We start from the raw sequence: 21087 nt of genomic DNA, 5'->3' as shown, positions 1-21087 counted from the left end.
GAGGACCGCACCATGACCGACACCATCCTCGGCGAGCCCATCGGCCCGCTCGTGCCCGGCTGGACGCCGCGCGCGCGTCCGCCGGCGACGCCCATGCAGGGCCGCACCTGTCGGCTCGAGCCGCTCGACCCGGCCCGCCACGCCGCCGACCTGTGGCAGGCGGTGCAGGCCGATGCCGAGGGTCGGACATGGATCTACCTCGCCTACGGCCCCTTCGCCGACGAGGCCGCCTACCGCGCCTTCCTCGACGGCATCGCGGGCAAGGACGATCCGCAGTTCTTCACGGTGATCGACATGGCGAGCGGCCGCGCCGTCGGCGTGCTGTCGTTCCTGCGCATCGACCCGGCCAACGGCGTCATCGAGGTCGGGCACGTGTGGTTCTCGCCCTTGCTCGCCCGCACCACGGCGGCGACGGAAGCGGTGATCCTGATGATGCGCCGGGTGTTCGACGAGTTGGGCTACCGCCGCTTCGAGTGGAAGTGCAACGCCCTCAACGCGCCGTCGCGCCGCGCCGCCGTGCGCTTCGGCTTCACCTTCGAGGGCGTGTTCCGCCAGGCCATGGTGGTGCACGGCCGCAACCGCGACACCGCCTGGTACGCCCTGATCGACGGCGAGTGGCCGGCGGTGAAGGCCGAGGCGGAGCGCTGGCTCGCGCCCGACAACTTCGACGCCGACGGCCGTCAGAAAACGCCGCTGCGGATGCCCGTCGCCGGCTGAGCCGGGTTGATCTTTGTGCCCTCAGGCGCCGGGCGCGGGCCCTTGGCCCGCTTGGCTCCCGCGGCAGGAGCCGCGCGGCGCGGTCGCGCCGTCCGATCCCGACGAGCGCAGTTCGTCGGCACCGGGGCTACGGCACCATCACCTGGAACTGCCCCGGCACGGTGATCTGGATGACGCCGCCCCAGTTGCACATCAGCTTGGAGCTGTTGTTGAGCGTCGGCATGTTGCCGATCAGCACCGTCGGCGAGCCCGGCACCCAGGGGGCGGCCGTGACCGGGATGCAGGGCATGGGGGTCAGCACCCCCAGTGCCGCCGCCGTCGCCGCGGCGACGGTCGGGTTGGACGGGCTCATGCACATGCCGAAGGGCAGCACGTTCACCATGGGCTTGTTGTCCATGATGTTGGCGGCCGGTACCGCACCCGTCAGCGTCTTGTTGGTGGGCAGCACCATGAGCGACGACGGCGCCGCCCCGAAGCTGCACATGGTCATCGCTCCCATGCATACGCACATGCCCATCGGCGAGCCCTCCCCTTTTCCCCCACGGCGAGTGGAAAGAGGATAGCGCGCAACGGCTCGCTGCGGGAGGGATTACGGGACTTGCGTCTGCACTTGGCCCGGAACGAGGATTTGAATCACCCCGCCCCACATGCACATGAGCTTCGACGTGTTGTTGAGCGCCGGCATGTTGCCGATCAGCACCGTCGGCGCGCCGGGCACCCAGGGCGCGACCAGCGTCGGCGTGCAGGGCTGCGGCTTGATGACGCCCGGCGGCGGCACCGGGATCTTGCTGGCGACGTTGGGATTGGCGGGACTGGTGCACATCCCGAAGGGCGGCACGTTCATCATGGGCTTGTTGTCCATGATGTTGGCGGCCGGCGGCCCGGTCAGGGTGCGGTTGACCGGCGGAACGACCAGGGTCGACGGTGCCATGCCGAAGCTGCACATCATCGTCGCGCCCATGCACACGCACATGCCCATGCGGTTCTCCCGGCGACTCGCGTCCGGCCGGCGCCCCCGGGCGGGAGGGCGCCGGCCGCCGCGGTCAGGCGTTGGCCATGTTGGTGATCAGGCGGCCGAGCGGCGCCATCTTGTCCTGCAGCGCGGCGACGTGCGAGACCACCAGCTTGCTGTCCGGCAGCGCCCGGCGAGCGAGACGGATGGCCGACTGGCAGTTCTCGTAGACGGTGCGCAGGTCCGCCTCTTCGTCGGTGTGCTGGCAGGCCTCGACCTTGCCGACCATGGTCTGCAGCACGCCCACCAGGGCGTCCTCCTTCACCACCACCACGCTGTCGTAGACGGCGTCGAGGGTCTTGAAGGGGATGGTCGGCAGCTTCGGGTCGTGCACCTTGGACAGCGCCTTGGCGAAGCTGTCCTGCAGGCCGCCGGGCACGCCGTTGCGGCGCATCCACTTGGCCAGCTCGCCCTTGTCGATGGAGCCCTTGTCCCACTGCACGCGGCGCTTCACCAGCTCTGCCAGATCCTTGGCCTTGCCCTCCAGATCCTTCATGGCCTCGGCGACGTCGCCGTTCTGCATGGCCGACGACCGCTTCAGCTTGTCGGCTTCCTTGCGGATCTTCACCAGGGTGGCGCGCAGGGTCTTGGTGGTGTCGTAGTCGAAGCTGAGCCGATCGATGGCGGCGCCGAGGCCGGAAATGGTCTGCAGCGCCTCGGTCGGGTCGACGGCCTCCACCGGGCCCTTCAGGGTGTTGTCGTCGACCACCACTTCGCCGCCGATGCGGGCGTCGATGTCCTGCTGCCCGAACGTCTTGGCGATGGTGTCGTAGACGTTGTAGAGCGCCGCGTAGGTCTTCTCGTCCACGGCGCACTTGGCGGCGGCCACGGCGTCGATGTTGGCCGAGATCTGGTGCACCTCGACCGCGCCGCGCTTGAGGATGGCGTAAGCCTCGGGGCTGCCCTTCTTGGCGAGGTCGAGGGCCTTCTTGTACGGGTCCTTGATCTCGCTCGCCACCTTCTCGCGGAAGCCCTTGAGGTCCTTGTCCTCGCCCTGGCTCATGCCGATCTTGGACTTGATCAGGTTGCCGAGGTGGAGGATGGCGCGCGGCACGTCGTCGCCGGTCAGGGCGCGGCTTTCAGGCGTGTCCTCGCGCTTGCGGAAGGTCGGATTGAAGCGCGCCGACTCGGTTTCCATCTTCAGGTAGAGGCGCGGCTCGCCCTTGCCCGTCTCCACCTGCTGGTAGAGCACGGTGCGCATGCCCGAGGGCAGCAGCAGGTCGAGGTTCTCGATGGAGCCCTCTTCCTCGTTCACGCCTTCGTAGAAGTCGATGCCGCGCGCCTGGCCGCCCACCTTGGCCTGCTGTTCCTTGATGTGGGAACTGTCGCGGCCGTAGACCTCGGTGCTCTTGTCCAGGTACTTGCGCAGGCGGTTGTCGGGGTCGGGAATGGTCAGCGCGCCGCGCTCGTACGGCTCGCCGGTCATCTCCTGGGCCTTCGACTTGATGGCCCACATGAGGTTCGCCACGTCCTCGCGGCTCGGCGGCGGCAGGTCGTCGATGTCGTCGCCGTAGAGGACCGTGTCGAGCATCTCGCGGCCCTTGGAGATCTTCTCCGTCAGCTTCTTGGTGACGGCGTCCTTCTTGCCGTCGTCCAGGCCCGTGAAGCCCGGGATGTCGGGCATGTAGAGCTTGGCCGTGCCGCCGTCGGCCAGCGTCACCGGCATGGGCGTCTTCTTGGCCAGCGTGCGGGCCTCCTTGGCCTTGTCGCGTGCTTCGTCCTTGACGGAGTCCAGGTTCTTGAAGGCCGTCTTGGCGTCGGCCTTGGAGAGTGCGGTGGCGTTGGCCACCTGGGTGCGCAGGCCGGTCAGCGCCGTGCGGTAGGTGCCGGCCTCGGGATGGGCCAGCTTCTCCAGGTGCGCCACGGCCCCGGCCATTTCGGTCAGGGCGGCCTCCACCTTGCCCTTGCGGATTTCGAAGTTCTTTTCGTTGGACGCGAACTTCTTCTGGAAGGCGCGCTTGAACGCCTCGATCGTCTTCGCCATTGCGGAATTCCCCTCGGCTCTCGGCTGTCGTCGTCTATCGGCTGGATCGGAGCGCGGTTGCTACCGCAGGCGGCGGATCACGCCACCTGCTTGAGCACCGTCTCCATCTGGCCGAGTGCCCCGCCGAGCGTCTGGCGGATGCTGACCTTGACGCCGAACGGATTCTCGTCGACCGCCTCGACTTCCTCGCTGCTGTCGATGTGGCCGCGGAAATTGCCGATGGCCGTGAGCAGCTTGGCCGCGGCCTTCTTCATGTCCGGGCCGCTGGCCCCTTCCAGGTCGCGCATGGCGGCCATCATGGGCACGCGGAAATTGCCGGTGACGCCGTTCATGCCGAATTCGGCGATGGCCACCAGTTCCTCGTCGTCGCTGCGCTTGAGCATGGCCTGCAGGGCCGAGATCTGGGCGTTGACCTCGTCCGTCGCGTCGAGATAGGCCTCGCGCGCCTCGCGCCAGCGGGCGCCGATGTCGGCCGGCGTGGCGGTACCGCCGTCGCCGTCGGGCCGGTCCTGCGCTTCGTCCTCGCGGCCTTCCTCCGCACCGCCGGCATCGTCGCCGTCGGGGGCGTCGAGGTCGGTGCCGCCCTCGGCCTGCAGTTCGCGATCGAGATCCTCGTCCCCTTCCTCGACGAACTCGCCGTCGGGACCGTAGATCTTCACCGGCACCATGAGCTTCCAGCCCTTGAAGATGCGCACGATGCGCTTCTTCAGGCCGGGCAGCGGCATCTTCTCGCAGGTGAACTTGCACAGGCGGCCTTCGACCGTCAGCGTGCCGAAGGCCATCTTCACCGCGCCCGTCTCGCGCTTGATGAGGGCGGCGATCTGCTTGCCCGGACGGCGCGGGTGCAGGCCGATCATGTCGGCGTCGTCGCCGATGCCGAAGCCGAACTGCATGGGCTTCTCGCGCGCGGCCTTGATGCAGCGGCGGATGAAGGCTTCCTGGAAGATGCGGTTGTCGGGCTCGGCCTCTTCCTCGCCGTCGCTGGCGTCGGACTCGCTGCCGCCGCCGATGACGCCGTCGTAGCCGTTGAGGCCGTTCTTGCGCAGCCACTCGTCGAGCAGCTTCTCCGCCCCGCCGGCGCTGCCCTTCTTGATGTCGAAGCTGACCATCTTGCCGTCGGTGGTGAGTTCACCGCTGATGATCTTGCTGCTGCCGGTCTCCGACTTGAGCGCCGTCGCGAGGCGGTCGGCCGACTGCGACTTGTCGGCGGCCATCACCTTCTTGTCGAGCGCGAAGGCGAAGGGCACACCCTTGCTCGCCCCCTTGATGAGCTTGGCGACGGCTTTCGGGTCCGTGACGGACATCTGTCTCCCCCCTGGTGGTAGAGTTTCCCCAATGGGGGCGTATCCTACCACGATGGCCCGAGACGATCGACGGAATGCGAACGCATTCCGCACACTCACCCATCGTCATACACCTTTAAGGTAATCACACACGAAAACACCCTCTTTAGAAGCAGCCGCAACGCCGTGGCCACAACCATTGGCATGATCCCCACCGGCACAGTAAGGCACCACCCACAACCACCGGCGCAGACTCGGCGCGACGCGGGGAGGTGCCGTTCAACCGGGGCGCTCACTCGTCGTCGTCGGTCTGCTCGCCCTCGGGGCCGAAGACCTGCACGGGGACCATGAGCTTCCAGCCCTTGAACATGCGGACGATGCGCTTCTTCAGGCCGGGCATTGGCGTCTTCGCGCAGGTGAACTTGACCAGCCGGCCGTCCACCGAAACGGTGCCGAAGGCGATGCGCATGGCGCCGGTCTCGCGCTTGATGAGGGCGCCGATCTGCTTGCCCGTCTTGCGCGGATGCACGCCGAGCAGGTCGCCTTCCGGCCCGCCGACGCCGAAGGCGAAGTTGCCGGGCTTCTCGCGCGCCATCTTCAGGCAGCGGCGGATGAACATCTGCTGGAAGATACGGTTGTCGGGCTCGCCGTCCTCGTTGGCGTCCTTGGCCGCGCCGGAGCCGGCCATGCTCGCCTCGTAGCCGCCGAGGTTGCGGCGCAGCCAGGTGTCGAGCGCCTTTTCCACGCCCGACAGGCTGCCCTTCTCGACGTCGAAGGTGACGACCTTGCCGGCGGTGACCACGTCGCCCGAGACGATGCGGGCGCGGCCCAGTTCGTCCTTCAGCATCTGCGCCAGGCGTTCGCCGGGCAGCGTCTTGTCGGCCGCCATGACGCGCTTGTCGACGGCGAAGGCGAAGGCGATTTCGCGGGTCGCGCTCTTGATCCGCTTGGCCGCGGTCTTCTGATCGATGGCGTCGGCTTCCGCCATGGCGTGTCTCCCCCCTTTAAGCGCCCCGTCCCCCTCAGCCGGCGCGCACGAAATCGAGCAGCATGCGCCGCGCCTCGATGAGCTGGCGCATGCGGTCGGGACAGGCGAGCAGCCCGGTATCCGGATGGAAGACGGGCGCCAGCTCGCGGAAGCGGCGGGTCACCTGGTCGGGCGTACAGCCGAACTCGCTCAGGAACCCGAGGATGCGGGCGGCCTGGGCGGGCGTGCGAATGCCGCCGTCCAGCGGCTTGAACGCCAGACGTTCGAGCGCCGCCATGGCGGCGTCGCGGGCAGCCTGCAGGGCTTCCTGCTGCGCGGCGGCGGCCGCCGCCGTGGCTTCGGCGGCGCGCACCTCGCGCGTGGCGAAGCGCAGCAGGTCGGTGCCGGCCATGGACAGGGCGAAGGCGAGGCAGCGGCGCACGTCCTCGGGCGCCACATCCGGCCCGACGCGCAGGCGCAGCGACGGCACCTCGCGCACCCGGCGCATGCCGCCGGTGCGGGTGCGCCGCCAGACGACGGTGATGTCCTCGCCCTGCGGCGCGCCGGGATCGGCGACGGTGGCCAGCTGCGCCGGCGTCGCCAGCGCCAGAACGGCGGCGACCAGGGCGTCGGGGCTCACGGCGCGGCGATGGCAATGGTGCTCGACGGCATCGCGGAAGCCGCGCCGCATGGGGATGGCGCGGGCCCGCGGCCGGACGTCGGCGCCGACCGTGAGGGCACGGCCGCCCACGGGTTCCGCGCCGCCGGCGGGTTCGGAAATCGCCGGCACGAGCGGCAGCGTCATCTGCACGGCCATCAGTCTTCCTCCACCCGGCGCTGGCGTTCGGCGGCGGCCTTCACCAGGCGGCGCTTCAGCTTGCCGCCCACCCGCAGGTCGGAGGCGAGCGAGAACACCAGCGGCTCCAGCGAGCGGCCGAGGCGGACCATGCCGCCGATCTCCACATGGGCGCCGTCGCCCGACGGCAGCAGGTGGACGGCCACCGTCGGTTCCTCCAGGCGCGGTTCGAAGGTGCGCACCGCCTCCAGGATCAGGCGCTCGATCTGGTGGCGCTCGGAATTGTTGCTGACGCAGAGGTGGCTGAGGTCGGGCAGGCCGTAGCGCACGACCGTGGTGCGCATGTCCACCGGCTGCATGCCCTCCTCCGCCTCGTCGTCGGCGGGCGGCGCCTCGTCGTCGTCGTCCTCGGGCAGCCACGGCAGGCGGGTGTCGAGGATGCGCGCCACCTCGCGGCGGATGGACGCCGCCACCGCCTCGTGGGTCTGGAACGACAGGTCCTGCGCGTCCTCGCCCGAGCCCGGCCGCAGGTCGATCAGGCGTTCGAACAGGGGGGCACGCAGGCCCACGAGGCTTTTCGGCTGTGGCATTCCGGTCCCGATGGCGGTGGTGGCGGGCGACGGCCGCGTCAGGTCAGCTCCTGCTTCTTCGACGCGTCGTCGCCGAAGGGATTATCGTCGCTCCCGAAGGGATTGTCACCGCCGAACGGATCGTCGTCGTCGGAGCCGAAGGGATCGTCCGGATCGGCTTTCTTCTTGGGCGCGGCGAACGGGTCGTCGTCGTCGCCCGTGGCGAAGGGATCGTCGTCGCCGCCGGCACCGAAGGGATCGTCGTCGTCACCCGACGCGAAGGGGTCGTCCGGATCGGCCTTCTTCTTGGGCGCGGCGAACGGGTCGTCGTCGTCGCCCGCGGCGAACGGATCATCGTCGCCGCCGCCGCCGAACGGGTCGTCGTCGTCGTCGCTGGCGAACGGGTCGTCGGGGTCGGCGGCCTTCTTGCCGCCGCCACCGAAGGGATTGTCGCCGTCGTCGTCCTCGTCGTCGTCGGCGGCGAAGGGATCGGCGGCGGCCGCCTTCTTGGGGGCAGCGCCGCCGGCGGCCAGGCCCTGCATCTCCTTGCGCAGCGCGGCGATCTGCTCGGCGACGCTCGACTTCAGGGTCTCCAGCTCGCCGCGCAGTTCGGCCGCCAGTTCGTCGAACTTGTTGTCGAAGCGCTGGATGGCGGTTTCGAAGCCCTTGCGCGCCAGCACGATGGAGTCCCGCTCGCGCGCCATGTCCTCGACCGCCTTGGCCTGGCTGTCGAGCAGTTCCTTGCGGCTGTGGTTGAACTCCTCCGCCATGTCGCGGGCGTAACCCTCGAAGGCGGAGAACTGCAGCCCCAGCACCTCCACCCGGTGGGCCAGGTCGGCGGTGTCGTCCTCCGCCCCGCGCTCGGGCGACGGCGGCGACGGGCGGGCGGGCGCGGGCGTGCCGTCCTCGGCCTGGTCGGCGGGGACGAGGTCGCGCGGGTCCACCTTGACACGCAGCGGCGACGGCGGCGGCGGCGGCGGCTTGTGGACGACGCCGACGTCGCCCGACAGCCAGCGCGACACGGTGATGTAGGGGATCTTCAGCGTCTCGGCGATGCGGCGATAGCTGTAGCCGGCCTTGCGCAGGCGGTTGGCCGCCCGCTCGGCGTCGGCTTCCTTCTTGCCGGCCGCACCACCGCGCACCGACTGCGGCACGCCGGAATCGTCGGCGCCAGGGGTGGCGGCAACGTAGATCGTCTCGTTGGAGCTGCCCCAGTCACTCATGATCCCGATCCCACTGCGCGAAAGACATAGATACTAGACCAACAGGATAAGCGTTCGCCCCGGGCTCCGCCATGGAGAAGCGGGTGCCCGGGCTCATCGCGGCTTCGGCCGCGGCGGCGGCTCGGCCTTGGCGGTGACCTTGCCGCCCTGGGAATAGGTCTCCAGCGGCGACACCAGCACGCCCGCCCGATAGACGCCGCGCTGCATCAGCTCGCCGGTCTGGAAGAAGCGCTTCAGCTCGCCCTCCAGCAGACCGCTCTTGTAGGTGCTGGTTTCCATCACCGCCCCCGTCGGATAGTAGGCGACCTGCGGCCCGTCCTCCTGGTCGGCGACCCAGGTGCTGCGGCGGAGGAGGTGGCCGTCGGTGTCGTAGTAGCGTGCCTGCCCGTCGATCTTGCCGCCGCGGTAGGGGATGACCGCCGTGACGAGCCCGTTGGGCGCGAAGTAGGTGGCGTCGCCGTCCATCACGCCGCGCACGAAGGGCATGCGCGCCACCATGCGGCCGTGCTGGTAGAAGGCCGTGTCGCCATGCTTCACGCCGTCGGCATACTGCGAGATTTCCGCCAGCGCGCCGTCGTCGTCGTAGCGCCGCAGCTCGCCGTGCAGCTTGCCGCCGGCGACGCGGGCGCGCTGCTGCAGCTTGCCGCGCGGGCCGTAGTCGTAGGTCTCGCCGTGCATGGCGCCGTCGGCCATGCGGCCGCGGAAGGTGACGCGGCCGGCGTCGTCGACAGTTTCGAAGGGCTCGCCGCTTTCCGGCCCCGCCGGTGCGGGCGCCGGCGCGGGTTCCCCCGCCGCCGGGTCGGCGGAAGCGGCGGCCGCGGCGGCCGGGTCGAGTGCGTCTGCCGTCATGGTCGCATCCTCAGCCGATCTTCACCAGGCCACCCTTGAGCATCAGCATGCCGCCGCCGTCGACGGTGCCCATGGCGCTGCCCTTCACGGTGGTCTGCAGCCCTTCGGCCTGGAAATTGAGGTTGGCCTTCAGGTTCATGCCCATGGACGACTGCACGTTCATGGCCATGGAGGACTTGATGTCCATGGCGGTCCCCGATTCCACGGTCATGGCGGTGCCCGACTTGTGGGTGGCGGCGGTGCCGGCCTTGGTGGTGAGCGCCGTGCCCGCCTCGATGTCGGTGGTGGTCGCCGACTTGGTGGCGATGCCGGCCGAGGTCGACTGGAAGGTCAGCGACTTGCCCTTCATGATCACGTCGCCGGTGACGGTGATGGTCAGGTTGCCGTCCACCGTCAGCTCGTAGTTGCCGGCGACCTTGTGGGTGAAGTCGGCGTCGTTGTTGTGGGTCTCGTTGTCCTTCACGGCGACGTCGCGCGTGCCCTTCTCGACCTTGTGGACCTCGTTGCCTTCCTGCACCGTCGTGGTCTTGTCCTTCTTGACCGTCGTGGTGTGGTTGTTCTCGATGGTCTGGGTCAGGTCGTGCTTGATGGTGCGCGTCAGGTCGTTCAGGACCTCGACGTTCATGTCCTTCTCGGCATGAACATAGATCTCTTCGCTGTCCTTCTTGTCCTCGAAGCGGATCTCGTTGAACTTGCCGGTGCCCTGCTTGGACGACAGAGTCTTCACCGTGCTCTTGGTGGAGTTGGCGGGCAGCGTGTAGGGGATGGTCTGCTCGGCGTTGTAGACCGCACCCGTCACGATGGGCTGGTCGGGGTCGCCCTCGAGGAAGGAGACGATCACCTCCATCCCCACGCGCGGCAGGAACATGGCGCCGAAGGCCTTGCCGGCCCAGCCCTGGGAGACGCGGATCCAGCAGGAGCTCTTGTCGTCCTTCTTGCCTTCGCGGTCCCAGTGGAACTGCACCTTCACGCGGCCGTACTTGTCGACCCAGATCTCCTCGCCGCTCTTGCCGACCACGATGGCGGTCTGCGAGCTGTGGATGCGCGGCTTGAAGGCCGTCTGCGGCGGGCGGAAGGATTTGCTGGCGGGAAAGGCCTCGAAGCTGGCGGTGTAGTCGGTGCGGGTGGCGGAGACGCGCAGGCGGCGCAGCACGTATTCGGCGTTCACGCTGCTGCGCGGGTGTTCCTTGATCTTGAACTTGTAGCCGGCCACCAGCGAGCGGGCGCGGCCGCTGCCCTTGATGATCTCGCCGTCCGCCGCGGCGGCTTCCATCAGCACCTTGGCGTACTTCTCGCCCTCCTTGGACTTGAGGTAGCGGCCCGTGTAGCTGTTCACCGTGCCGATGCCCTTGGTCCCCTGCGCCTTGGCGTAGAGGTCCGTCGACGGCGTCTCGAAGTTGAAGCTGTCGAGGCCGACGGTCTTGGTGGTCACCTGGCGGGAATAGCGCACCGAGGTGAGGTAGTCGTCCTCGTCGTCGAAGGCGCGGGTCGGGCGGTAGGTCAGGTTGCTGACCGACGGGCAGCTCTTGAAGGCGCTGGAGCCGTCGCCGATCACCATCTGGCACTGCGAGATGGTGTGGCTGAAGTAGTAGAAGATACCTTCCTCTTCCATCAGCCGCGAGATGAAGTTGAAGTCGCTCTCGCCGTACTGCACGCAGTATTCGCGCTTGGCGTAGGTGCCCGACAGGCTCTTCTTGACGTGCGGATAGCCGGCGCCCTTGCAGACCTCCTCGATGATCTCGGGCACCGACTTGTTCTGGAAGATGCGGCAATCGCCCGACAGGTTGAGCAGCCACAGCCACGGGCGCAGCTCCGCCTCGTAGGTGGCGAGGCCCTCGCGCTCGTCGAAGTGGATCAGCTCGAAGCTGGTGATGATGCCGGTGATGTAGCGCTTGTCCTCGTCGGTGGTCATGCGCACGGTGATGGTCGCCGCCTTGCCGATGACCTTGTCGAACGACAGGTCCTCGTCCTCGGCGATCATGGTCAGCTTGTAGTAGAAGCAGCCCGACAGCCACTCCTCCCCTTCCATCTCGCGCAGGATCACCTTGTCCTTGCCGAGCGGCGTGCTGATGGAGAAGTACTGGTCGCCCTGCGTCAGGTCCTTGCTCAGCAGTCCCATGGCCCCTCCCCTCAGGTCGCCGCCGCCTGGCGGCAGGTGAGACGGCCGTCGGCGTCGGCGTCGACGGTGACGGCGCCGAATTCCGCCCCCTCCGTCATGGCGGCGAGCATGAGCGGCGCGAGCTGCGGCACGATGGTGGTGTTCAGTACATTGTCGACCATGCGCGCGCCTGTGTCGGCCGTCATGGCGCGGCGCACGATTTCGGCCTTGGCGCCTTCGGTGAACACCAGGCTGCGGCCGCGCTGCCCGGCGAAGCGCTCGGCGACGCGGGCGCAGCGCATGTCGACGATGGTGCGCACCTGCGCCTCGGCCAGCGGCAGAAAGGGCGCCACCGTCAGGCGGCCGAGCAGGGCGGTGCGGAAGTGGCGGCGCAGGTCCTGCGACACCAGTTGCACCAGGGCATTGAGGCGCGCCGTGTTGTCCTCGATGCCGCGCACCGCCTCGGCGTCCTGCGACAGCACCTCTTCCGCCGCATTGCTGGTCAGCAGGATGACGGTGTGCTTGAAGTCGACGGAAACGCCCTCGCCGTCCTCCATCACGCCCTTGTCGAACACCTGGTAGAACAGGTCGAGGACGTCGGGGTGGGCCTTCTCCACCTCGTCGAGCAGCACCACCGAATAGGGCCGCCGCCGCACCGCCTCGGTCAGCACGCCGCCCTGGCCGTAGCCGACGTAGCCCGGCGGGGCACCGCGCAGGGTGGCGACGGAATGCGCCTCCTGGTACTCGCTCATGTTGATGGTGATGAGGCTGGCCGAGCCGCCGTAGAGGATGTCGGCCAGCGCATGGGCGGTCTCGGTCTTGCCGACGCCGCTCGGCCCGCACAGCAGGAACACGCCGACGGGACGGCCCGGCTCGGCGAGGCCGGCGTGGTAGGCGCGGATGGCGTTGGCGATGACCGTCAGGGCCTGATCCTGGCCGATCACCCGCTCGCGCAGCAGGGCGTCCAGTTCGCCGACCGTGGTCGCCAGATCGCGCGACAGCGAGCCGGCCGGGATGCCCGTCCATTCGGAGATGACCTGCGCCACCGCCACTTCGTCGACGCACCACGGCACCAGCGGGTCGTCGCCCTGCAGCGCCGCCAGGTCCTTGCGCAGGGCCGGCACGGCACCGACGTCGCCGCCCTCGGCGAGCGCGGCGTCGAGCTTCTCCAGCAGCGCCTGCTCGGACGTCCGGCGCTCCTCCAGCGCCGCCAGGTCGGCGCGGGCGGCATCGGCGCGGGCGGCGATGGCCAGGAGGCGCACCTGCGCCTCCGCCGGCGCGCCCGGCTCGCGCTCCAGCTGGGCGCGTTCGGTGTCGAGGATGGACAGTTCGGCTTCCAGGCGGCCGATCTGCGCCGGCTGCACGCTGCGGCCGATGGCGACGCGGGCGCAGGCGGTGTCGAGCACGCTGACGGCCTTGTCGGGCAACTGGCGGGCCGGCATGTAGCGGGCCGACAGCGCCACCGCCGCCTCCACCGCCCCGGCCAGCACGCGCACGCCGTGGTGCGTTTCCAGCTTCGGCACCAGGCCGCGCAGCATGGCGCAGGCGACCGGCTGTTCCGGCTCCTGCACCGGGATGGCCTGGAAGCGGCGGGCGAGCGCCGGGTCCTTCTCGAAGTAGCGCTTGAACTCGCTCCAGGTGGTGGCGGCGATGGTGCGGAACTCGCCGCGGGCCAGCGCCGGCTTCAGCAGGTTGGCGGCGTCGTTCTGCCCGGCCGCGCCGCCGGCGCCGATGAGCGTATGGGCCTCGTCGATGAACATCACCACCGGCACCGGCTGGGCCGCCACCTCGGCGATGAGCTTGCGCAGGCGTTCCTCGAACTCGCCCTTCACGCCGGCGCCAGCCTGCAGCAGGCCGAGGTCGAGCTGGCGCACCACCATGTTGCGCAGCGGCGGCGGCACGTTGCCCTCGGCGATGCGCAGGGCGAGGCCCTCCACCACCGCCGTCTTGCCGACGCCCGGCTCGCCGACCAGGATCGGGTTGTTCTGGCGGCGGCGCATCATGACGTCGACCAGCTGGCGGATCTCGTCCTCACGGCCGGTGACCGGGTCGAGCTTGCCGGCCTTGGCCTGGGCCGTCAGGTCGGTGGTGAAGCGGTCGAGCGCCTCGGTTTCCGAGCCCGAGCCGCCGCCCGCCGCCGGCGCCGCACCGCCGGCCGGGCCGGCACCGGGGCGCAGCAGCGGCGCCAGCGCCGTGCGGGCGGGGCCGCCGACGCGGTTCATCTCGGGCAGCAGCTCCAGCGCTTCCGCCATGTCGATCTTGGCAAACGCGGGCACCGCCTCCAGCAGCACGGCGCGCAGCGGGTCGCGCTCCAGGGGCGCCAGCAGCAGCGTCGAGGACACGATGGACGGGCTTTCCAGCCGCGCCACCGACATGAGCAGGGCGCATTCCAGCATTTCAGGCACCCGCGGCGAGAAGGCCGGCGTGCGCACGTTGCCGCGCTTGACCCGCGACAGCGCGTCGTCGAGCGGCTTCAGCACGTCGTTGGCCGACAGGCCGTAGCGGTCGAGCACGCACTTGACCACCGCGTCGCCGCTCTTGACCAGCGCCGTCAGCAGGTGCTCGGGCTCCACGTCGTAGTGGGTGTGCGACACGCACAGCGCGGCCGCCTGCTCCAGCACCTTCTTGGCGTTGCGGTCGAGCTTGGAAATCAGCGTCTTGAGGTCGATGGTCATGCACTGGCCTTCCGCTGGCTTGTCACCACGACGCGCACGCGGCCGTCGTCGGCCGCCGTTTCCGACGGGCCGAGCAGCCACGTCGTCCAGCCGAGCCGCCGCCCGGCCGTCCGCGACAGCCGCATGGCCGGCACCGCCGGGCGCTTCAGGGTGAGATCGAACACGATGTCGGTGGTCTCGCCGGCATAGAACCGGCACAGCGCCACCAGGGCGGTGAAGTTCCGCCCCGTGGGCAGGAACTCCTGGTACTTGTCGAGGCGGTCGAGGGTGATCTCGACGCGGAAGCCGGCGTGCTGGTCCCACACCCGCGTGCCCAGCATCACCCCCCCGCCGAGCCGGCGCGATTCTTCCGAGCCCCCGCCGAGGCGGCTGTGGGTCTCGGGCTCCAGGTCGAGCCAGCGGCCCTCGAAGCTGCGCACCTCCACCGCCGCCGAGAACACGCCGGCCAGCACCGCCTTCAGCCCGGCGGCGGAGCGGCGGCGGTCGGCCAGCAGGGCGGTGAAGCCGAGCAGCACGCGGTCGCCCACGTCCTCCACCCGGTTCTCCATGCCCGGCGTGCCGATGCCGGCGAAGGAGCGCAGCGCCTGCGCCAGCAGCGAGCGTTCCGGATGGCCGTCGAGCAGCGGCAGGGTGGCGCGCCGCACGCGATAGAGCAGCGACACGATGCGGTGGTTGAAGACGTTGAGGAAGGCCGCCATGGAAGTGTCGCGGCGCGACACCCGCTCGGTCAGCGTCTCGGTGAAGGCGTAGGGCAGCGGGCCGCTGACGCCGGCGATGCCGATGACCGGCGTGCGCAGCACCGGGCGGCCGTCCACGTCGTCGCGGATGGAGGCGACGTCGCTGGCGGGGAAGTCGAGGCCCGGCTCCTGCTCGATGCGCAGGGCTTCCACGTCGGGGTCGATGCCCGTGCCGAGCGGCACGCAGCCGGCGTTGAACCGCTCCAGGATGGCGATGGCCTGGAACAGGTCGTAGCGGTACGGCTCGTGCCGCAGGTCCTCGATCAGAGGACGTGCTGGTCGCCGGAAATAGACCGCCATGTGCGCCATTCTCCACCGCGCTGCAAGGACTGGAAGCGCAGTTGCACGAAACTGTTGATCGAGGCGTAGAGCCCGAGGAAGCGGGACAGCACCTCGCCGAAGACGAGCGGACTGGCCCCGACGAAGCCGCGTTCGTCGACGTCGATGGTGACCAGCAGGCCGCGGCAGAACCCGCGCCAGGCATCCTGCCCGATGCGCTGCACGATGGGCCGCACCTCCAGCCCGCGCAGGGAACTGACCTGCATGCGCGCCGCCGGATCGTCCAGCGTGTGCAGCACCAGGATCTCCTGCAGGGCCGTCAGCGCCTCCGGCCCCGACACCAGGCTCAGGTGGTTGAGCGCCATCTGGCTGACCAGCCGCCACGACGTCTCGCCGCTGCCGCTGCGGTAGCGCGGGATGGTCGGCTTGTAGAGCAGCATGGCCTCGCCCACGGGGGCTGCGTCTTCCAGGTAGAGCCGCGCCTTGGCCGGCACTTCTTCCGCGAGGCCGCGGTTGGTGCAGAGCGTGGTGACCAGCAGCGTCTCGGCCGCCGGCTTCACGGGGTCGAAGTTGAGGTCGGTGAGGCTCAGCCAGGTGTCGGTGCCCGGACGGTCCTGCCGCAGGCCGGCGCCGCGGCTGCTGAACCAGAAGGCCTCCGGGTCCTCGCCGGCGAGGGCGTGGCGGGTGGAGAACAGCGGCACGTAGCGGATCTGCGTGCCGTCGTCGCGCACGCCGGCGACGTCGAGCACCGAATAGACTTCGGTGATGCGGTCGCGCAGGGCGTCGGGCGTGACGAGGTAGCTGGTGCGGCGCTGGTCCAGGCGGATGGGCTCGGCGATGCGGCGGAACAGATTGACCACCGGCACGCAGCCGAGTTGCAGGGTGTCGTGGCGCAGGCGCAGGCGCTGCGGCAGCGGGCGCGACAGGCCGAGCAGGATGGTCGCCGTCTCGCCGCTCAGCGCGCCGGGCGGCAGGGTGATGTCGAGGAACAGGAACTTCTGCGGGAACACGAAGTATTCCTGCAGCAGCGCATAGCCAGGATGGCTGTTGGGCGGCACCGGCAGCATGGTTTCGTCGGTGCCGAGGCCGGCGGGCTCGACGATGGTGCCGCCGCGCACCCGCACGTCGGGCGCGCCGGGGCAGCGCACCACCGCCTGCCGCACGTGGCAGGTCAGAGCCTCGTAGAGGGCGGCGGCGACGGTCGGCTCGCTGTGGATGAAGACGCGCAGGGTGCGCAGGCCCGTCTCGTGCAGCGGCACACCCTGGGCGGCCAATTCGATGCGCAGCACGCCGGCGACCGACGCATCGTCCTCGAAGGGCGTGCCGTCGGGGGCCTGGGCGGCGGTCTCGGTCAGCGCCACCGGCCAGAGCGTGAGCGGCGCCGTGGTGGTGAAGCGGCAGCGGGCGTCCTCGCCGGCCGTCGCCACCAGTTCGGTGCCGCGCGGCAGGACGTGCCCCTCGGTCAACTGGCCGGCGTCGCCGTCGGGCACCAGGCGGGCGATGCCGCACGACGGGATGGGCGCCGACAGATGCGGATACAGAATGTCGAGCAGCGCGTCGGTGAAGACCGGAAACTGCCGGTCCAGGTTCATCTGCACGCGCGCGGTCAGGAAGGCGAAGGACTCGATCAGCCGCTCGACGTGCGGGTCGCCGGCGCTCTCCGGCCCGAGGGCGAGGCGTTTGGCGACCTTCGGGTAGGCGCGGGCGAAGCCCTCCCCGGCCCGGCGCAGGTACAGCAGTTCCCGCTCGTAGTGGGAATAGAGATCTTCGCGCCGCATGGGTGACCCTTGTTTGGACGACCGCGGAAGGGCGCGGCGCCCGGGTGTCTTCGTCTTGGTGGGAGGTGCCCCCGCCGCCCGATGGCGGCAGGGGCACTTCCGGGATTATTCCCCGACCTTGCCGGAGATGGTGTCGAACTTGACCGACCAGTTGCCGGTCTTCTTCTGCTCGCTGTCGTACTCTTCGTAGGTCCAGCTGACGACCACCGCGTTGATTTCCAGGTTCTCGGTGGTGTCGCCTTCGTTCACTTCCAGGCTGTACTTCGAGAAGATCGGCTTCTCCAGCTCGACCGTCAGGAAGGGCTTCTGCATGGCGCCGGTTTCACCCAGGCCCTTCAGGCAGATGATCTTCCACGGCGCGCTGTCGACGGTGGCGCGCAGCATGTTGCCGATGAGCTTCACCGACGCCGAGTCCCACTTGCGCGACAGCACGAAGTTGTTGACCGTCGGAATGTGGACCGTACGACGGGCGTTCGAGGTCATTTCGATCTCGATTTCCATGTCGTGCGACAGGGTTTCGCAGAGGATCTTGCCCTCGTAGCCACTCAGCCCGCTTTCGCCCTTGATCGACGGAATGTCGAGGATTACCTGAGCCATCTATTTCTCTCCGGATGAAATGCGTTGCACGCAGGCGTTACTGGGCGCCGGCAGCCGGCAGTTCGGCCACCAGACGGATCGACGCCGACAGCTCTTCCAGCTGGAAGTGCGGGCGCAGGAAGACGTTGGCGCGGTAGACGCCGGGGCGGCCCGGAACGTCGTACACGTCCACCCGGCCTTCACGCAGCGGGTAGCGCGCCTTGGTCGCCTGACCGGCGTCGTCGTCGAGCAGGATGTAGCTGGCCATCCAGGTGTTGAGGTAGTTCTCGACGTTGCCGCGCGTCATGAACGAGCCGATCTTGTCGCGCATCATCACCTTGATGTAATGGGCGAAACGGCTGGCGGCGAGCACGTAGGGCAGCATCGCGGAGACGCGCGCGTTGGCGTTCGCCTCGTTGGTGTTGTAGACCTTCGGCTTGTTGCAGGTCTGGCCGCCGAAGAACGCCGCGTAGTCGGTGTTCTTGCAGTGCACGAGCGAGATGAACCCGAGGTCGCTGAGTTCCTTTTCGCGACGGTCGGTGATGGCGATCTCGGTCGGGCACTTCAGTGCGATGTCGCCTTCGTCGGTCTTGAAGGTGTGGACCGGCAGGCCCTCGACCTTGCCGCCGCCCTCGACGCCGCGGATCGCCGCCATCCAGCCGTACTTGGCGAAGGCGGTGGTGATGCGCAGGGCGAGCGCCCAGGCCGCGTTGCCCCACAGGTACTTGCTGTGGTCGGTGCCGTCCACGTCCTCGACGAAGTTCACGCCTTCGACGGGCTTGGTGTTCGGGCCGTAGGGCAGGCGCAGCAGGATGTGCGGCATGGCGAGCGAGACGTAGCGGCTGTCTTCCGACTCGCGGAACGACCGCCACTTGATCAGCTCGGCGCTCTCGAAGATCTTGGCGAGGTCGCGCGGCTGGCCCAGCTCGGTGAAGCTCGCCATGTCGAACAGCAGCGGGCTCGCACCGCCGATGAACGGCGCGTGCGCGGCGGCCGCGACGTTGGACAGCTTCTCGAGCAGCGCCACGTCCTGCGGGTGACGGCCGAACTCGTAGTCGCCGACCAGCACGCTGTAGGGCGTGCCGCCGAGCGTGCCGTATTCCTCTTCGTAGATCTTCTTGAAGAGGGTGCTCTGGTCGAACTCGACCGCCTTCTCCAGGTCCTTCAGGACTTCGGCCTTGGTGGCGTTGAAGACGCGCAGCTTCAGGCGGGTCGAGGTCTCGGTGTTGGACACCAGGTAGTGCATGCCGCGCCACGTGGCTTCCAGGCGCTGGAAGTCGGGGTGGTGCAGGATTTCGTTGAGCTGCACGCTGATCAGCTCGTCGATCTGGGCGATGCGGGCGTTGATCAGCTCGACCACGTCGGCCTGGCTGGCCTCGCCGGTCTCGGCGAGGACCTGGTCGACGAACTCGGACAGCAGGTCGCGGGCGTAGGGACGCTGGGCGTCTTCGCGGGCCAGCTTGCCCTCGGTCATCATCCGGTCGAGGATGCTTGCGCTCTCGGCGCTCTGAACGCTGTTTTCGGTGCTCACGGCGATACCCTTTCGAATGGAAGCAGGTCCATGGGACCGTCGGCGTCAGGCCTTGGGCTCTTCGGCGGCGTCGCCACCGTCGGCCGGCGCGCTGCCGTCACCCAGCAGGCCGCGCAGCTCCTTCTGCTGTTCGGTGCTGGCGACGATGTCGTTGAGCATGGCGCCCAGCTCGTCGTTGCCGTCCAGCTTGCCGAGCAGGTCGCTCAGGCGCTGGCGGGCTTCCAGCAGGCGGTTCAGGCTCGGCACCTGCTTGATGACCTGCAGCGGCTCGAAGTCGTCGACCTCTTCGAAGTTCAGCAGGATGTTGAGCTTGCTGCCGTCTTCCTGCAGTCGGTTCGGCACCTGGTAGGCCAGGCGCGGGCCCGACGCGGCGAGCACGTCGTTGAAGTTGTCGCGGTCGATCTCGACGAACTTGCGGTCCTTCACCTTGGGCAGCGGGTTCTCCGGCTTGCCCGACAGGTCCGCCATGATGCCGACGAGGAGCGGCAGCTCCTTCATCTCGATGGCGTCGCCGATGTGGACGTCATAGGTGATCTGGACGCGCGGCGGACGCACCCGATCCAGTTTCTTCTGCGTGCTCTCGCTCATTGTCGAGCTCCCATTCAGGACTGTGATTGAATAGAAATGTCACCCTGCTGGTGACGACACGACCGACTACAAGAGCTCCGCGAGGATCGTCTTGAAGCTCTCCGACAGATTCATGACAGGTTGTGTCCCCCCATTGCTCTAGTCATCCCCCAACGTGTGCATGGCGCGGCGTCCGCCGACACCGGCGGCCCCGGTGTTGCCGGCGGGACGGCCGTCCTGGTCGATCCCGAGGTTCTCGAGGATCGCCTCGCTGTCGCCGCCGCGCGCCATGAGTTCCAGAAGCACCGCGCGCAGGCTCGCCTTCTCCCAGGAGACGGCGCGCTTGACGAGGTACGGCGCCGGGCTGTGCGGCTCGTGGGCGAGCAGCCAGTCGGCGGCATGGTCGAGCAGGCGGTAGGCCTGCGACCGGTCGGTGATGGGCGGCAGGGCGAAGACGCCCGCCTCGCCCGCATCGGCGGCGCCGCGCGCCCGGCGGCCGTCGCCGACCAGGGCGGCGAAGGTCGCCGCGTCGTCGTCGTCATCCACCATCGCGTCGTCGTTCGCCATGTCGTCTCCGTCGGAGGCGTCGCCCCCGGTGTCGTCACCGCCGCCGCCCGCCGGTTCGCCCGTCTCCAGGCCGCGCATGGTCAGCACGCCGGTGACGAAGGCCTCGTAGTCGCGCAGCAGGGTGGTCAGGGCGCTGAAGCTCGGGCTCTCGGCCTCGGGCGCCAGTTCGTCCAGGGTGTCGCACAGGCGGTCGAGCCCGCGGCGCACGAAGGCGAGGTCGGTGGCGAGCCCGATGTAGAACAGGTCGCCGGTGTCCTCGACGACGCCGTCGATGGCTTCCGGCGAGCGGTCGCCGTCGGCCAGCGCCGCCTCGTAGGCGCGGTGGTTGTTGCTCTCCAGCTGGCGCAGCTTGCGGCCCTTGACGATCTCCTGGTAGCTCAGGCCGATGCGGGTGCCCTCGGGGGGCTCCGTCGCCTCCACCTGCAGCACCTCGGCCGGCAGTTGGGCGTCGAGCCAGAAGAACGGCGCCATGCGCGGTTCCCAGTCGTCGCCGTCGGGGCGCGGCCACAGCACCGCCCAGTGATCGCGCGACAGCCGCACCAGCATGTCGAGGCCGGCGGCGAGGCCCTTGATGCCCTTCAGCCGCACCAGCGCCTGCACCACCCACACCGCCACCTGCAGGTCCTTGGACCGCTTGGCGAGCAGCGCCGTGCCCTGCTGCAGCACGGCCTTCCAGTCGGCCTTCTTCTGGGTGGTCTGCCACACGCCCTGGCTGCCGCCGGCGTCCTCGCGGCGCAGCTCGGCCAGCGCGTCCATCTCGGGCGCGTAACGGATGTCCTCGCCGCCGCCGTCGCCACCCGGAATGGTGCGCAGCAGAACGGTGATGTCGAGGCCGACCTTGCGGTGCAGGGCGAGGATGGGATCGACGACGCTGGTCAT

Annotated in this window: 18 protein-coding genes; 1 reads left to right on the top strand and 17 read right to left on the bottom strand. The window is 69.2% G+C overall.

The features are described from left to right. Window positions 1-12: 12 nt before the first annotated feature. Window positions 13-717, top strand: coding sequence for a GNAT family N-acetyltransferase (locus CRP50_RS21200; RefSeq protein WP_097281198.1), 705 nt, complete (start codon window positions 13-15; stop codon window positions 715-717). A gap of 127 nt (window positions 718-844) precedes the next feature. Here CRP50_RS21200 and CRP50_RS21195 read toward each other — a convergent pair whose 3' ends face one another. From CRP50_RS21195 to tssA, 17 genes are all read right to left on the bottom strand, one after another. Beyond that, window positions 845-1216 carry a DUF4280 domain-containing protein gene (locus CRP50_RS21195; protein WP_281257961.1) on the bottom strand — a complete coding sequence of 124 codons (372 nt, stop codon included), beginning with the start codon at window positions 1214-1216 and terminating at the stop codon, window positions 845-847. Window positions 1217-1306: 90 nt separating this feature from the next. Continuing rightward, window positions 1307-1696, bottom strand: coding sequence for a DUF4280 domain-containing protein (locus CRP50_RS21190; protein WP_097281196.1), 390 nt, complete (start codon window positions 1694-1696; stop codon window positions 1307-1309). A 64-nt stretch (window positions 1697-1760) separates the two neighbouring features. Continuing rightward, window positions 1761-3713, bottom strand: coding sequence for a hypothetical protein (locus CRP50_RS21185; protein WP_097281195.1), 1953 nt, complete (start codon window positions 3711-3713; stop codon window positions 1761-1763). Window positions 3714-3790: 77 nt separating this feature from the next. After that, entirely contained in the window at window positions 3791-5017 is a 1227-nt protein-coding gene (locus CRP50_RS21180; protein ID WP_097281194.1) for a hypothetical protein, read from the bottom strand. Window positions 5018-5288: 271 nt separating this feature from the next. Beyond that, window positions 5289-5984: a hypothetical protein gene (locus tag CRP50_RS21175; protein WP_097281193.1), complete on the bottom strand. Its 696-nt coding sequence runs from the start codon at window positions 5982-5984 to the stop codon at window positions 5289-5291. Between the two features lie 34 nt (window positions 5985-6018). Continuing rightward, window positions 6019-6780: a hypothetical protein gene (locus CRP50_RS21170; RefSeq protein ID WP_097281192.1), complete on the bottom strand. Its 762-nt coding sequence runs from the start codon at window positions 6778-6780 to the stop codon at window positions 6019-6021. After that, window positions 6780-7328, bottom strand: coding sequence for a type VI secretion system baseplate subunit TssE (gene tssE, locus CRP50_RS21165; RefSeq protein WP_176525289.1), 549 nt, complete (start codon window positions 7326-7328; stop codon window positions 6780-6782). The genes CRP50_RS21170 and tssE overlap by 1 nt, the downstream gene beginning before the upstream one ends. A gap of 59 nt (window positions 7329-7387) precedes the next feature. Next, complete coding sequence (locus tag CRP50_RS21160) at window positions 7388-8551, bottom strand: helix-turn-helix domain-containing protein (protein WP_097281190.1); 1164 nt, start codon at window positions 8549-8551, stop codon at window positions 7388-7390. Between the two features lie 93 nt (window positions 8552-8644). Further along, window positions 8645-9400 (bottom strand): toxin-antitoxin system YwqK family antitoxin, encoded by a 756-nt coding sequence (locus tag CRP50_RS21155; RefSeq protein WP_097281189.1) that lies wholly within the window; start codon window positions 9398-9400, stop codon window positions 8645-8647. Window positions 9401-9410: 10 nt separating this feature from the next. Beyond that, a complete protein-coding gene (locus CRP50_RS21150) occupies window positions 9411-11519 on the bottom strand; it encodes a type VI secretion system Vgr family protein (protein ID WP_245913598.1) in 2109 nt (702 codons plus the stop codon). Between the two features lie 11 nt (window positions 11520-11530). Then, window positions 11531-14173 carry a type VI secretion system ATPase TssH gene (gene tssH / locus CRP50_RS21145; RefSeq protein ID WP_097281188.1) on the bottom strand — a complete coding sequence of 881 codons (2643 nt, stop codon included), beginning with the start codon at window positions 14171-14173 and terminating at the stop codon, window positions 11531-11533. Beyond that, a complete protein-coding gene (tssG, locus tag CRP50_RS21140) occupies window positions 14170-15210 on the bottom strand; it encodes a type VI secretion system baseplate subunit TssG (RefSeq protein ID WP_097281187.1) in 1041 nt (346 codons plus the stop codon). The genes tssH and tssG overlap by 4 nt, the downstream gene beginning before the upstream one ends. Continuing rightward, window positions 15174-16967, bottom strand: a complete 1794-nt coding sequence (tssF, locus tag CRP50_RS21135) for a type VI secretion system baseplate subunit TssF (RefSeq protein ID WP_097281186.1) — start codon at window positions 16965-16967, stop codon at window positions 15174-15176. Before tssF ends, tssG begins: the two co-directional genes overlap by 37 nt. 105 nt (window positions 16968-17072) lie before the next feature. Beyond that, window positions 17073-17564: a type VI secretion system tube protein Hcp gene (locus tag CRP50_RS21130; protein WP_097281185.1), complete on the bottom strand. Its 492-nt coding sequence runs from the start codon at window positions 17562-17564 to the stop codon at window positions 17073-17075. A 37-nt stretch (window positions 17565-17601) separates the two neighbouring features. Beyond that, the gene (gene tssC / locus CRP50_RS21125; protein ID WP_097281184.1) at window positions 17602-19074 is read right to left on the bottom strand and encodes a type VI secretion system contractile sheath large subunit; all 1473 of its coding nucleotides are present in this window, start codon (window positions 19072-19074) and stop codon (window positions 17602-17604) included. A 45-nt stretch (window positions 19075-19119) separates the two neighbouring features. After that, entirely contained in the window at window positions 19120-19662 is a 543-nt protein-coding gene (gene tssB, locus CRP50_RS21120; RefSeq protein ID WP_097281183.1) for a type VI secretion system contractile sheath small subunit, read from the bottom strand. 138 nt (window positions 19663-19800) lie between these two features. After that, a complete protein-coding gene (gene tssA, locus CRP50_RS21115; RefSeq protein WP_097281182.1) occupies window positions 19801-21087 on the bottom strand; it encodes a type VI secretion system protein TssA in 1287 nt (428 codons plus the stop codon).

It is taken from the genome of Caenispirillum bisanense (assembly GCF_900230255.1).
Lineage (GTDB): Bacteria > Pseudomonadota > Alphaproteobacteria > Rhodospirillales > Rhodospirillaceae > Caenispirillum > Caenispirillum bisanense_A.
Note: the sequence above shows the minus strand (reverse complement) of the source record. Positions and strands in the feature narration are given on the sequence as shown.

Bases quoted from the DNA above. Each gene is read 5' to 3' on its own strand.
- CRP50_RS21200 (WP_097281198.1), top strand. From the start codon at position 13: ATGACCGACACCATCCTCGGCGAGCCCATCGGCCCGCTCGTGCCCGGC.
- CRP50_RS21195 (WP_281257961.1), bottom strand. From the start codon at position 1,216: ATGGGAGCGATGACCATGTGCAGCTTCGGGGCGGCGCCGTCGTCGCTC.
- CRP50_RS21190 (WP_097281196.1), bottom strand. From the start codon at position 1,696: ATGGGCATGTGCGTGTGCATGGGCGCGACGATGATGTGCAGCTTCGGC.
- CRP50_RS21185 (WP_097281195.1), bottom strand. From the start codon at position 3,713: ATGGCGAAGACGATCGAGGCGTTCAAGCGCGCCTTCCAGAAGAAGTTC.
- CRP50_RS21180 (WP_097281194.1), bottom strand. From the start codon at position 5,017: ATGTCCGTCACGGACCCGAAAGCCGTCGCCAAGCTCATCAAGGGGGCG.
- CRP50_RS21175 (WP_097281193.1), bottom strand. From the start codon at position 5,984: ATGGCGGAAGCCGACGCCATCGATCAGAAGACCGCGGCCAAGCGGATC.
- CRP50_RS21170 (WP_097281192.1), bottom strand. From the start codon at position 6,780: ATGGCCGTGCAGATGACGCTGCCGCTCGTGCCGGCGATTTCCGAACCC.
- CRP50_RS21160 (WP_097281190.1), bottom strand. From the start codon at position 8,551: ATGAGTGACTGGGGCAGCTCCAACGAGACGATCTACGTTGCCGCCACC.
- CRP50_RS21155 (WP_097281189.1), bottom strand. From the start codon at position 9,400: ATGACGGCAGACGCACTCGACCCGGCCGCCGCGGCCGCCGCTTCCGCC.
- CRP50_RS21150 (WP_245913598.1), bottom strand. From the start codon at position 11,519: ATGGGACTGCTGAGCAAGGACCTGACGCAGGGCGACCAGTACTTCTCC.
- tssH (WP_097281188.1), bottom strand. From the start codon at position 14,173: ATGACCATCGACCTCAAGACGCTGATTTCCAAGCTCGACCGCAACGCC.
- tssG (WP_097281187.1), bottom strand. From the start codon at position 15,210: ATGGCGGTCTATTTCCGGCGACCAGCACGTCCTCTGATCGAGGACCTG.
- tssF (WP_097281186.1), bottom strand. From the start codon at position 16,967: ATGCGGCGCGAAGATCTCTATTCCCACTACGAGCGGGAACTGCTGTAC.
- CRP50_RS21130 (WP_097281185.1), bottom strand. From the start codon at position 17,564: ATGGCTCAGGTAATCCTCGACATTCCGTCGATCAAGGGCGAAAGCGGG.
- tssB (WP_097281183.1), bottom strand. From the start codon at position 19,662: ATGAGCGAGAGCACGCAGAAGAAACTGGATCGGGTGCGTCCGCCGCGC.
- tssA (WP_097281182.1), bottom strand. From the start codon at position 21,087: ATGACCAGCGTCGTCGATCCCATCCTCGCCCTGCACCGCAAGGTCGGC.